10 protein-coding genes are annotated in these 12,214 nt (G+C 47.3%); 6 read left to right on the top strand and 4 right to left on the bottom strand.

Annotation, left to right across the window (positions count from 1 at the left end; all coding sequences use genetic code 11):
* Nucleotides 1–61: 61 nt before the first annotated feature.
* Nucleotides 62–583: an acetolactate synthase small subunit gene (ilvN, locus tag LAY57_RS01585; RefSeq protein WP_249064589.1), complete on the bottom strand. Its 522-nt coding sequence runs from the start codon at nt 581–583 to the stop codon at nt 62–64.
* Between the two features lie 313 nt (nt 584–896).
* Here ilvN and LAY57_RS01580 point away from each other — a divergent pair, with 313 nt between their 5' ends.
* Nucleotides 897–1,238, top strand: coding sequence for a BON domain-containing protein (locus tag LAY57_RS01580; protein WP_249064536.1), 342 nt, complete (start codon nt 897–899; stop codon nt 1,236–1,238).
* Between the two features lie 24 nt (nt 1,239–1,262).
* Here LAY57_RS01580 and LAY57_RS01575 read toward each other — a convergent pair whose 3' ends face one another.
* Entirely contained in the window at nt 1,263–2,222 is a 960-nt protein-coding gene (locus LAY57_RS01575; protein ID WP_249064535.1) for an alpha/beta fold hydrolase, read from the bottom strand.
* Nucleotides 2,223–2,955: 733 nt separating this feature from the next.
* On the opposite strand from LAY57_RS01575, the gene infC reads away from it, so the two are divergent.
* Nucleotides 2,956–3,489, top strand: coding sequence for a translation initiation factor IF-3 (gene infC, locus LAY57_RS01570; protein ID WP_249064534.1), 534 nt, complete (start codon nt 2,956–2,958; stop codon nt 3,487–3,489).
* A 374-nt stretch (nt 3,490–3,863) separates the two neighbouring features.
* Nucleotides 3,864–6,854, top strand: a complete 2,991-nt coding sequence (locus LAY57_RS01565; protein WP_249064533.1) for an Npt1/Npt2 family nucleotide transporter — start codon at nt 3,864–3,866, stop codon at nt 6,852–6,854.
* Between the two features lie 6 nt (nt 6,855–6,860).
* On the opposite strand, the gene LAY57_RS36105 is transcribed toward LAY57_RS01565, so the two are convergent.
* Nucleotides 6,861–7,028, bottom strand: coding sequence for a DUF6745 domain-containing protein (locus LAY57_RS36105; RefSeq protein WP_338022337.1), 168 nt, complete (start codon nt 7,026–7,028; stop codon nt 6,861–6,863).
* Between the two features lie 356 nt (nt 7,029–7,384).
* On the opposite strand from LAY57_RS36105, the gene LAY57_RS01560 reads away from it, so the two are divergent.
* Together LAY57_RS01560 and LAY57_RS01555 are read left to right on the top strand one after the other, a co-directional pair.
* Complete coding sequence (locus LAY57_RS01560) at nt 7,385–7,864, top strand: Crp/Fnr family transcriptional regulator (protein ID WP_249064532.1); 480 nt, start codon at nt 7,385–7,387, stop codon at nt 7,862–7,864.
* Between the two features lie 348 nt (nt 7,865–8,212).
* On the top strand, nt 8,213–9,295 hold the full coding sequence (locus LAY57_RS01555; RefSeq protein ID WP_249064531.1) for a GGDEF domain-containing response regulator: 1,083 nt from the start codon (nt 8,213–8,215) through the stop codon (nt 9,293–9,295).
* Between the two features lie 58 nt (nt 9,296–9,353).
* Here the strand turns inward: LAY57_RS01555 and LAY57_RS01550 are convergent, their stop codons facing one another.
* Complete coding sequence (locus LAY57_RS01550; protein ID WP_249064530.1) at nt 9,354–10,049, bottom strand: ATP-dependent Zn protease; 696 nt, start codon at nt 10,047–10,049, stop codon at nt 9,354–9,356.
* 467 nt (nt 10,050–10,516) lie between these two features.
* On the opposite strand from LAY57_RS01550, the gene LAY57_RS01545 reads away from it, so the two are divergent.
* Nucleotides 10,517–11,932 (top strand): sugar transferase, encoded by a 1,416-nt coding sequence (locus LAY57_RS01545; RefSeq protein ID WP_249064529.1) that lies wholly within the window; start codon nt 10,517–10,519, stop codon nt 11,930–11,932.
* Nucleotides 11,933–12,214 lie beyond the last annotated feature (282 nt).

Raw genomic sequence — 12,214 nt, 5'->3', positions numbered from 1 at the left:
TGTTTATCCGCTTTCATCTGCGGTAAAAAATCAGAGATTAGTATTTTTGCAAGTAACCCAATCAGGAAATCTTTGCTTCCAAAGACTTGAGAAACTCAGTATTGACACCTGACTCGCGAGTGAGGGCAATTTTTCCAGTGCGAGCAATTTCGCGAAGGCCAAATTTTTGCAGCACTTGGACGATCGCCACCATCTTACCAGGATCTCCTACTACTTCCAAGGTGAGAGACTCCTCAGCCACATCCACCACCCGCGCCCTAAAAATCTGAGCCAGTTCAATAATTTCTGAACGGTTGGTGCTACTGGCGTTCACTTTTAGCAGCATCAACTCTCGCTCTACACAAGGGGTTTCGGTGATGTCCTGCACCTTGAGGACGTTAATCAGCTTGTAAAGTTGTTTAGTAAGTTGCTCGATTACCCGGTCATCGCCAGGAACGACCATCGTAATCCGAGAGATTCCCATCTGCTCTGCTGGGCCAACTGCCAGACTTTCAATATTAAAGCCTCGGCGGGCAAACAGACCAGCAATCCGGCTCAAGACACCGGCTTCATCTTCAACTAAAACCGAAATGGTATGTTTCATCTTCGCCAAAAGACGGTGAGGCGCGATCGCGAACTCCATGCCGTTCAAAAGCAGCAAGGATTTAGTCTAATCATATTACCACACATCAATTTCACTGCGACTCTCATTCGCTGCGCCTATTCCACCCCGTCATCGTATGGGATAGGCGCGATTAAGAATTGTCAGGCGACATTGACAAAACCAGAACCCTCGTTTCTCTATCCAAAGACTTAGTATCGGCAGAATATAAAATCTTTTTGACGATAGATACGCTAAATCTCACAAAATCGTTTAATTATTACTTGTGTCCTTTTTTATTGGAGTAAAAACGCCAATGGGTTTCTTACAGCGCCTATTTGGAATGGAAAAACCCGCTGATGCTCAAACAAATCCCGCACCAGTTGAGTCTGCCCCCGATGGTGGGGAAATTGCCCCAGAGCGAGTAGGATTGAACGGTGAGTACGACCAAAGTGGTTTAGCCAAGCGCGTCGCCCTCGCTTTTGACCAAGACTCAGAACTAGCTGATATCGATCGTCTTTGGGTAGCTCAGACTGGCGGTACTGTAGTTTTAAAGGGAGAAGTTCCCAATCAGGACATTCTCAACAAGATCGTTTCCGTCGCCAGCAACGTTAACGGCGCAACAAATGTAGATACTGACCAGGTTCAGATTGGCTAAGTATTTTCCCCGACATCGTGGGAGTTAAGATCTTTTGACTGTAGAAGGCATCGGTGTCGAATCGAGCTGACTGGCGTTTCCACACCGGCCTTCTACCCAGTCCAAAATCATTTGATTAACCTGTTCAGGGCATTCATCGTGGGGACAGTGACCGGCATTGTCTAACTCAATCACTTCTAAATTGAGGTTGTACTGTTTGAACTGACGGGCCAAACTGCTCGGCACCATCCGGTCTTGTCCACCCCAGATCAAAAGCATAGGAATCTTTAAGTTTGGCAACAATGACTTGACACTGGGGCCGAACTTTGAACTGGTCATCGCTTTCAGGATGGCGGCGAAGGCTTGGGCGGAACCCCGGTCTTGTGCAGGGCCAACCAAGATATCGACAAGTTCGTCAGTAATAGCTTCGGGATTGGCATAAGCTAGAGCTGCCCAGCTGCGAACTCGACCTTGACCTCTAACCCAATAGAAAAGGGTTTTGAGTACCCACGGCGAAGCAACTATGCTTTTAATCCCAGCAACGAGCGGACGCAATGGTGAGGGAATCATTTCCTCTTCCACCGATGGATCGGGCAGACTCATCATCACAATACCCTTTACCATTTCAGGATGGGCTGCCGCCGCTGCCAGAGACACCAGAGAACCGATAGAATTGCCAACCAACACAACCGGCTGCCCGATAAAAGTCCGCCAGAAGTCGTAGACCTGCTCTACCCAAAGTGATACATTATATTTCGCCAGTGCTTTCTCGGAAGCGCCGAACCCCAGCATATCCAGGGCGTAAACTGGGTGAGACTGACTCAGCACCGTCAAATTGTGTCGCCAGTGGCCAATAGAAGTCCCGAATCCATGCAGTAGGATTAAGGTCGTCCCACTCTTGGCAGACTGGGTAGGCAGCATATATGTATATCGCGTTTGCCAGCCCCGCCAAACCCAGTCCCGTTGACTTCCAACCCGTTGTTCCCAGTGCAGGGAAGTTGTCACGTTGACCTCTGCTTCAAAAAAATTTACAAAATATTGCCTAGACTTTAATTTTAGCTTTCCTCATTGGTTATTGGTCATTGGGATGAATTAAGCACTCACGCATATAATTGGCATAATGTTGACATCAGGGGAGAATGGAGGAGCGGGGGAGTAAGATTGAAGAATTGCAGATTTCAAATTTGAAATCTAAAATCTTCCCTTTTCCCTTCTCCCTAGCCCCTCTGACCCACCCACGCGAGCCGATAAGTTAGCTAGACAGGTGGGAATCCCCACACCAAACGAAGCGTTATGGCGACGAGACGATCGCTCATTGCAATAATCATGGTAAAATTTTTCTATCTAGCATCGCAGAATAACAATCTAGGTCTAGAAAAAAAAACTTTTTCATCAAACAAGTGGGGCTGGTCGTGTTCCTCACTATAAAATGCCGTAGAGGGAAACATTGGAGTACCTCGAAGGAAGTCCTTGATATCCTTTGCCGGACTCTTGGTCAGCCCACACCATACCGCTTCGGTTGGTGTCGGGAGTACGTCACAAATAAGATTAACAATCAGGCCGAAACCGAATCATACTGAGTAGAATGGCAAATACAAGCACAAAAAGCTTTATGGTGGTTTCTCGTTCTTGAGACGGCATTGCCGTTCATGTACCGCAAAGGCCCCATCAAGCAACTGGATAATGCTGTAATGCACCGCCCAATCCAACTCTCAATCAACTGCTCATACACATCTTAATGCCTGTGATCGAAAAAAGACGCCCTAGCAATTTACCCCAAATCAACGAACGCATTCGATTTCCTAAAATTCGGGTTATTGATACCGATGGCGCGCAACTGGGGATCATGACCCCACAAGATGCTCTATCCTTAGCGGTGGAAAAAGAACTGGATCTTGTCTTAGTCAGCGATAAGGCTGACCCTCCGGTTTGCCGGATCATGGACTACGGCAAGTTTAAGTTTGAGAAAGAAAAAAAAGAGCGGGAAGCCCGCAAAAAGCAGCATACTGCTGACGTGAAGGAAGTGAAAATGCGCTACAAGATTGAGGAACACGACTATAATGTACGGATAGCTCACGCGAAGCGCTTTATTCAGGAAGGAGATAAGGTTAAAGCGACCGTCATGTTCCGGGGTCGGGAAATTCAACATAGCGACTTAGCAGAAGAGCTGCTCAACCGGATGGCGAACGATTTGCAGGAGGTTGCGGAAGTCCAGCAAGCGCCCAAAAAAGAAGGACGCAACATGATGATGCTGCTAGCTCCTAAAAAATAACCTGCCCTCATCAGTACCGACTGTTTTGCCCTGGGTTAAACGCCACAAGATTAGGCTCTTACCGCTAGATCGCATTTTGTTGCCATCGGCTACGGCCAAAACACAGGGCAAACATTTGGTAGTAGAGAAAATTTCAAATTTTAGATAAATTAGAAGATTTGTTTTAGGGAACAAAGCTAAAATTTAACTTCCTCGCGGGGAATAGCTCTATACTTTCCTAAGATATCTGAAATATGGCTATATTTGACAATCCCCTCGAATAAACGGAGATTGTTTAAGAGATTTTAACTCTTAAAGGCTGGGTTAAAACCGCCGAGTCAAACTTTATCCGCGAGTTAAAACATCGCGGTTTTTGTTCTCCCGTGAGGTTTTGGATGAAAATAAGTAATGTGTTGCCTCGCACGAGTATTTCGCGAGTATTGCTGCAATGGCTAAATCTGCGCCCAGAAGAAAGCGAGCGCACATTTCTAATGTTCGCGGTTTATACTACGACCTCAGTGGGACTGGTCTGGTTAGAGGCTAGCACAGTCGCGTTGTTCTTGGATCAGTTGGGAGCAGAGTGGTTGCCCTGGATTTATATTGCCAGTGCGGGACTGGGCGGTGCTTTGGGCTTAATGTCAACCTGGATGCAAAGAACTCTGCCGCTGCGCCAGTTTATTGTAGCGATCGCAACGCTGCTAGCTATCCCCCTGCTGTTATTTCGTCTGGGGTTACAAGTTGAGTCTTTGGGTTGGCTCACAGTGTTTTTGCTACCGCTGTGGGTGGATGGAGCCTACGCTCTCAATCACCTTAACACTTCACTTACAGCCAATCAGCTCTTTAATATCCGAGAAATTAAGCGCACTTTCCCCCTGATTAGCAGTGGCAGTTTGGTAGCAGACGTACTCAGCGGCTTTTCATTACCGCTGCTCCTTTCCATATTCGGGCTGAACAACATCATCCTGCTAGCAGCAGTAATGCTAGTCTTGGGGGCTGTAATTGTTTATTATCTGAGCAATCGCTACCAGCAGTCTTTTCCCGACTCTCACCCAAGTAACTCGAGAGACTTCAACGAGGGAGGTTCTACCCGTAAGTTGGCAGGCCCGCTACGGCAATACGAGTTACTTTTGTATGCGTTTTTTGTAATCGCCCAGGTATTGTTGTTGCTAATCGACTTTCAGTATCTATCTCAGTTGGAGCTGCATTTAAAACCCGAACAGATTGCCAGTTTCTTGGGTCTATTTAGTGGCATCGTCGGCATCTGCGAACTATTCACTCAATGGTTTATATCGAGTCGGGTAATAGAGCGGATGGGTGTGTTTGTAACCGCTATGCTGCCACCCGCTGTAATGGCGCTCCTGGGTTTAATCCCCTTGACTATATTGATTGGGGCTCTCTTGCGCGTAATATCCCTTCAGGGGTTGGAATTGTTCATTGGTTTAATAGTGCTGAAATTTGTAGATGAACTCTTGCGTTACACCTTCGTTGCCAGCACTGGTTCTGTTCTATTCCAACCCATTCCTGATAACCTGCGTGGCGCTGTGGAGACGAAAGCCCGTGGGATTGCGGAACCGATAGCCACAGGCTTTACGGGAGGGGCAATCTTAGCCTTTCTTTGGTTTCTGCATTGGCAATTCCCCAAGATCGGTGAGACAGTCCGCAGAGAGTGGCTGGGTTGGATTGTCGTGATCGGAATAGTGATCTTCGCTTTGGCATGGCTGCTGTCGGTTTGGCTGTTGCGATCGCGCTATGTAGATCTGCTAGTATTAAGCGCCCAAAGGGGACAGCTGGGGAGTGCTGATGTCGATTTGCGAGTCTTGAGGCGAGCAGTAGTAGAAGTGCTGGAACGTCCCGCAGAGGAGGCCGAAAAACGTTCTTGTATTGAACTTTTGAGCCAAATATACTCCCAGGATGTTGGGGAGATCCTAGCGCCTCTGCTACCTCAGTTTTCTCCAGCTTTGCAGCGTCAAAGCTTAGAGGTGATGCTCAACAACCCCAATCCCGCCTATCTCAACCTGGTTCGCACTCTGGTAGAATCAGACCCTCAACCAGACGTTTTAGCCGTTGCTTTACGCTACGTATGGCTAACCGAACCAGAGCCAGATTTGCGTCAGTTACGACCCTATCTGGGATCGGAGGTGAATCCAATGGTGCGGGGCACTGCTGCTTCCCTACTTTTGCGGCTGGGTAGTGCCACACAAAAGGCAGAAGCCACATCTGTCTTGCGGCGGATGCTAACCCATCCAGAAGAACAAGAACGGGTGATGGGTTGTCGGGCTCTGGGGGAGGCAGTGTATTTGCAGGCGCTGAGACTCCAAATTCCCAATTTGTTGCGAGATAAGTCGTTGCGGGTACGCTGTGCTTTGCTGGAGGCGATCGCAGCAACACGCCTGGATGAGTATTATCCCTCCCTGCTACGAGGGCTGGAATACAAGTCTACCCGCGAGGCTGCCCTGCACGCTTTAGTGCGACTGGAAAACGACGCTATTCCTATGCTGGTAGGACTGGCAACAAATATTCACAAACCTGATTTGGTCAGGCGCTATGCCTGGGATGCGATCGGTCAGATTGGCACGATCGAAGCTATGAGCGTTTTAGTATCTCATCTGATGACTGCCTGGGGAAACACTAGACGCCAGATCGTCCAAATTTTGCTGAAACTGCCCAATGACACCGGAATTGAAAGCGTGCTAGACCGGCTAGGCCGCAGCGGGGTGGAAATGCTAATCGACCAGGAACTTATGTTTATGGCTCAGATGTACGCCGCTAGGGCAGACTTGAGTCGAGAACTGAAATCCCGCGAAGCGGAACTGCTGGAAAGGGCACTTGCGCTTAGCTGCATTGATGCTATTGAGCGTTGTTTTCTGTTGATGAAGTTTTTGTATCCCCTTGGCGCTATTCAGGCGGCGGCTTTCAATTTGCGATCGGGTTCCCCATCTGAGATGGCACGCGGGATAGAAATATTAGATCAGACGATCGATATTCCCACTAAACGTATATTGCTTACGGTTCTCGATCGCAACTCCGATCCGGAAAAACTGCAAAGTCTGGGGGCGCTAGTTGTCTATCAACCTTTGGATGAGTCCGATCGCGTCCGTCGATTGCTATCTTTGCGGCACTTTCTGTCAGACTGGTCTCTAGCTTGCTGTTTTCATTTGGCTAGATCTGCTCGCTGGAATTTGACGGCTGAACCTACCATAGCTTGTCTGCGTCATCCCACTGGTTTTGTGCGGGAAGCTGCTCTAGCTTACCTGAGAGTTGCCTCGGAACGTGCGTTGGTGGAACTGCTACCCAAACTCCAACAAGATCCCGATCGCTTGGTAGCCGCTCAAGTGCAGGAGATGATGGCAGAGTTAGGTATAGAACGCGGTGCAAATCCAGCATAAACCTGCTTATTCGGATAATATAATGCCCCGATTAACGTAGAGGCTGAATCCATCACCAAATTGAATGGCTGGTTCGCATAAAGCGTCAACCCAATGTTCCTCGTTATCAAAAGAAAGCTTTGTAGGCCGATCGCAGACAAAGCAAATTTTATTATATGGTATAGCAACCGCCAAGGCGCTTAAGGCATTCTGAATTCCTGAAACCCTTGATTATAAACTTTACTGATGAATGAGCCTGGATAGCTATCATTATTTGTGTTGACATATTTATTTGAAAGTGGAATTTAGTTTTTAAATTAACCAAGAAAGATATACTTTCAAATTATTAGATTAATAAATAATTTGAAAAAAATGTATTAAATCGTTATTTTTATCTGCGGTAATACATGAAGGCTAAAATATACAAAACGCCTAGTTGGCTGAAAAGCAGTACAATGTTGCTTGTGAACCAACTGATGTTAGGTTTACCGCGCTCCGGGATGTTGACGCATCGGCGGGGTATTATTATTATCAGATAAAAGTATAGATAGATGCTTACCAGTGTCGATCGGCTATTGTTTGTCAGGGGCGTGCCCATCTTTCAGGAACTGCGAGATGATTTTCTCGTGCGACTGGCGTCGGTGATGGATGAGCTATCATTTCCAGCTAAGCACACCATTTTTACCCAAGGGCAGGAGGGCCGATCGCTCTACATAGTCGTACTTGGCCAAGTGCGGGTGCATATAGGGACTAACGATCTAGCCCAGCTGGGCCAGGGAGCCTGCTTCGGCGAGATGTCCTTGTTTGATGCAGAACCGCGTTCCGCCTCGGTTTCGACCGTGACTGCCTGCGAGTGTTTGGTGCTGACTCAGCAGCAACTATATGATGCGATCGAAGAAACGCCGGGAATTGCGGTCAATATAATTCGTCTGCTTTCCCGCCGCATTCGAGATTTGAACCAAAAGCTAAATGCACAGGCAGCTGAGCGTCAGGCACAGGATTCAGCTGGTGGGAAGAAATTGGTGGGATAGGAAACCGACCTATTCAACCGATGTCGCCGTTTTTGTTTTTAGTTCAAAGATTTACACTAACCCACACAAACCCGTAGGGTTTGTGTGGGTTAGTGTAAATCTTTGTAAACTCCTCGCTCTTCGCCAGTGCGAAACTTCCCGTGGAGTATAAGGCGAAGTCACAAGAACCAATTTAGAAATATGCAGCTTTGAGAGACTATGTATGAAAAAGTTGTAGAAACCCGAAAATGTTAAAAGTGGGTTAAAAGTATAACCAGTAGGTAGTCTCAACCCAGATATACTCATAAAACATGGGGGCAGAGTCTCTCACCTCTCTGGTCAAATTTACAATTTTATGCATTGACATCCGTGAAAGTTCTCTTATCTGGCCGCAGTCATCGCTCAAATGTTACCACCAAGCGCCCTACGCCAATGGATGCTTCCATTCTTGTAGTTGGAAGTGATGAATTTCAAACAACACTTCTAGAACGGCTGCGGTATATAGCAGCTTGTACGGTAGAGGTTACATCCAGTCCCAAGGAAGTGCTGCCTCTGATTCAAGCAGAACAGCCCGATGTGCTGATTCTACAGGCAAGCCAAGTTGGCAGCTTGGATTTGTGTCGTCAGATCAAACAACAGACCAGTTTGGCTTGGATCTACTGCATCCTGATCGCAGAACAACCTCAGAATGCTATTGAGGAAATCCTACCGGGCTGGAATTGGGAGTTAGGATTCAGAGCAGCGGCGCTGGAAGGAGGCGCAGACGCCTATATGTGGTTACTGCCCAATCACGGAAAAGGGGATATGTCCTGGGAAGCAGGATTAACGCTGCAAAATCATCTTCTGCAAGCGCAGATTCAAACTGGGATCGGGCGAGTGCAAATCTACCGCAATCTAATGCGTACCAACGATGTGTTGTCTGCGATCGCGCTGGCTGACCCTTTGACGGAACTAAATAACCGTCGGGCTTTAGACTGGGAGTTACCCCGGCAAATACAGAATGCGAGAGTCAGAGATGTACCTCTGAGCCTGCTGATGTTGGATATAGACTATTTCAAGTCAATTAACGATAATTATGGACACCCTGTTGGCGATCGCGTCCTCCAGCTATTCTCGGCTCGCCTGCGGCACAATCTGCGCTTTCAAGACACGCCCTTTCGCTATGGGGGCGAGGAATTCGCGATCGTTCTGAGCAACACAAACGGTCAGGAAGCACAACAGGTTGCCCAACGCCTGAATCGCGCGATCGGCAACCAATGCTTTACGGTTGACAACAACCGGGCGCTAAATATTACGGCCAGTATTGGGATAGCTTCACTCCAACCAGATGATGACGCCAACGGAGTAAGTTTACTTAATCGTGCCGATCAAAACCTGCTGCGTGCTAAATCGAATGGACGCAACCGAGTGATTTGTGAAGCAAATCAGCCATCAGACGAGACTCCCTCTTAAGGAAAAATTATGAATTTTGAATTGTAAGTTAAGATTTTTAATTAAAAACTCAACATTCTTAACTCTTTGAGGCATCCCGGCAAAAAGCGGCGACAATCTCAGAACACTCGGCCACGGAAGCCCTTTGTTCCATTGCGGCCACGAGAGCTTCGTAGGACGCCCAGTGAGCTTGCAGAAGGGTACGGGCTTGGAGAGCATAATGTCGCTGTTGCTGCGGGTACGATGCCGCAGGACGCCCTATCTGGGCGAGAACTGTTCCCAGTTTCTGCCGATCTTCGGCTCCTCCTTCGGCGTCACCGTAGACTAGGGTTTCGGCAACTATTCCAGCCATCCAGACGGTGCCGTAGCGATTCAACAGGTGGGCTGATATGATTCCCTGTTGCAGTTGGGATGCCAATTCTCGATCATCAAATGTGACGCCCCCCTGTCCAGGTTGTCCTTGCTTGAAGGCTGACCAGGCGGTGAGGGCATAGCCGGTAACGGGTATTCCTAAAAGGTGAGCTACCAAGAAGTGTCCTGCTTCATGCCTGACGACGCGATCGCGATGCGCCTGAGAAGCACTTGCCAGCCAATCCAGAACTAGGTTGACTCCCTGTCCCTGCCAAGAGAGAGTATCGAGGGTGGCGAGTCCCAGGACGGTCAGAGTGGCGATCGCTGGCACATAAGGTGATATGTTCAACAAGGGCCCCAAAAGCGTCGAAAGCGTCATCGCAAAAACTAAAATGGCAATTAAATTTAGGGCTGTTTTGCTCATGCCGGGGTGAACTGAAGTTAAGCGTAATATTCTTTATTATGTGGCTATGTTAGCTGGCAATTCGCCAGAGGGTTCCGCCTCCCATACCGCCGATCGCCGCCTTATTCGTGTAAATTTTCTAGGGTGAAGGTCTGGTTATCGCCGATCTGGTGCAGACCGCTAGCTTCTGCTTCCAGGTTAGGCCAAGACGCTGGAGTGGGAGATAGCATCAACTCTTACCAAGGCTTTTGCAGGGTGCGATCGTCAAAGCATTGTATTGATGTCGCTCTCACCTCTATTGCAAGACTGTATTTACTGAGCCCGCTAGCTAATTACTGTTTATATATTGCCAAACTTTTGCCAGTGGATCGAGTGACAAGTGTTAATAAATGGGTGTGTCAAAAAAGGTATATCCTAAAAAATAGGGGAAGCATACACACTTGTACATCGTCTATTTGTCTGCCCTAAACAAGATCTAGCACCAAAATATGCCTGACCTACGCGCTCCGATTATTACTAGGCTTCGCCAAGGCACTGGTGTGGGATGGCTTCGGGTAGCCATCCTGCTTGTGCTGGATAGCCTGATGTTGTCTTTAACTTGGATAATAGCTAACTCTTGGGGAACGCCGGTCGATTCTTTTGAGCTTTTCTGGAAGTCTGGACAAGAGCCGGGGTTTTTGTTACCGATTCTGGTATTAACCTTTGGCATACTTGCCGCTTCAGGTTTATACGGTACGGATGATAAAAGACGCGATTACTTAACGCTAGTAAAATCGCTTACCCTGGCGCAGATTGTTTTATTGATTATTGCTTTTCTTTACGATCCGGATCTTAAAATATCTCGTTCGACCTTTTTGTTGGCTTGGGTGCTTTCTATAATTTTTGTTTGCACCGAGCGGCTGCTGATTCAGTTAGCGATCGTCAGCCTACGCCGTCAAGGTGCAATACGTCAGAGAATTTTTCTATTAGGCGACACGGCAGATATTGAAGAAGCTCGTAAACTACTAGATAAAACAGCAAGATTTGATGTTCGCGGTCAAGCAGTTTTACCTTCAGAGAACAACCAAGAATCTTGGGTTAAAATCCTCGAACGGGTTCGCCAACTCAGAGTCAGCGAAGTTTTTGTTTGCTCCTGGGAAGCTGTTAGGGCTCCTATTTTTCTTTATTGGGAATTGATGAGTTCTGGTATCAGCCTAAGAGTTTTACCCATTGGTCTCAAAATACCCAGTCAATGGTCTGAAATCAAGATGATAGATGGGTTGACTACCATCAGATTTCGTTCTCCACCCATCCTGGGTAGCGATTTTTGGACTAAGCGTTTTGTTGATGTTGTGGTAGCAATCCTGATTTTGATGTTGGCAAGCCCCCTCTTTCTACTGATCGCACTACTCATAAAAATCGACTCACCAGGAGCGATATTTTATAAACAGAAACGGGTGGGTCTGAAGGGGCGTCATTTCCAAGTTTGGAAATTCCGCACAATGGTAGTGAATGCCGATCGGTTGCAAAAAGAACTAGAAGCAAGAAACGAAATGAAAGACGGTGTTATGTTCAAAATGAAGAACGATCCCCGCATTACCCGTGTAGGTAAGTTTCTGCGTCGTTATAGTCTGGATGAACTACCGCAAATAATTAACGTTCTGGTGGGTGAAATGAGTCTTGTCGGCCCACGCCCATTTCCCCTGCGAGATGTTGAAAAAATGTCCGATCATCACTTCATACGCCATGAAGTATTGCCCGGTATTACTGGTCTGTGGCAAGTTTCCGGTCGTTCCGATCTTGTCGATTTTGAAGATGTTTTCCGTCTGGATCTAACCTATATTCAGAACTGGTCTCTTACCCTTGACTTCCAAATCCTGTTACAGACGATCAAAGTTGTGCTGCGAAAAGAAGGAGCCTACTAGACCTATTAACCTCCACTGATGTGGAATAAAGCTTAGAACGCAGGAGTACAGTATAATTCGTCTAGGCATGAAGATCCGCCTTTAGAGAGATACTCCGTAAAAACACTATAATTAGTAAGGAGGAGAAAAGGTTAATTTCGGCAAGCTTGGCCTTGATGAGCGTAAAAACAGTAGAAATACGGAGAATAAAAAGCTAGTTATCAACGCCGACAAGATGGAATTTTCCAGTAATTTACATAAACACCGAAAATTTTAAAGAGTGCGTAAAGGTTCATCAAAACT

The sequence above is a fragment of the Argonema antarcticum A004/B2 genome, assembly GCF_023333585.1.
Taxonomy (GTDB): domain Bacteria; phylum Cyanobacteriota; class Cyanobacteriia; order Cyanobacteriales; family Aerosakkonemataceae; genus Argonema; species Argonema antarcticum.
This window is presented reverse-complemented; position numbering and strand designations above follow the sequence as displayed.

Coding starts and splice junctions, on each gene's coding strand:
- LAY57_RS01560 (WP_249064532.1), top strand. CDS start 7,385: ATGCTTACCAGTGTCGATCGGCTATTGTTTGTCAGGGGCGTGCCCATC.
- LAY57_RS01545 (WP_249064529.1), top strand. CDS start 10,517: ATGCCTGACCTACGCGCTCCGATTATTACTAGGCTTCGCCAAGGCACT.
- LAY57_RS01550 (WP_249064530.1), bottom strand. CDS start 10,049: ATGAGCAAAACAGCCCTAAATTTAATTGCCATTTTAGTTTTTGCGATG.
- ilvN (WP_249064589.1), bottom strand. CDS start 583: ATGAAACATACCATTTCGGTTTTAGTTGAAGATGAAGCCGGTGTCTTG.
- LAY57_RS01580 (WP_249064536.1), top strand. CDS start 897: ATGGGTTTCTTACAGCGCCTATTTGGAATGGAAAAACCCGCTGATGCT.
- LAY57_RS01565 (WP_249064533.1), top strand. CDS start 3,864: ATGAAAATAAGTAATGTGTTGCCTCGCACGAGTATTTCGCGAGTATTG.
- infC (WP_249064534.1), top strand. CDS start 2,956: ATGCCTGTGATCGAAAAAAGACGCCCTAGCAATTTACCCCAAATCAAC.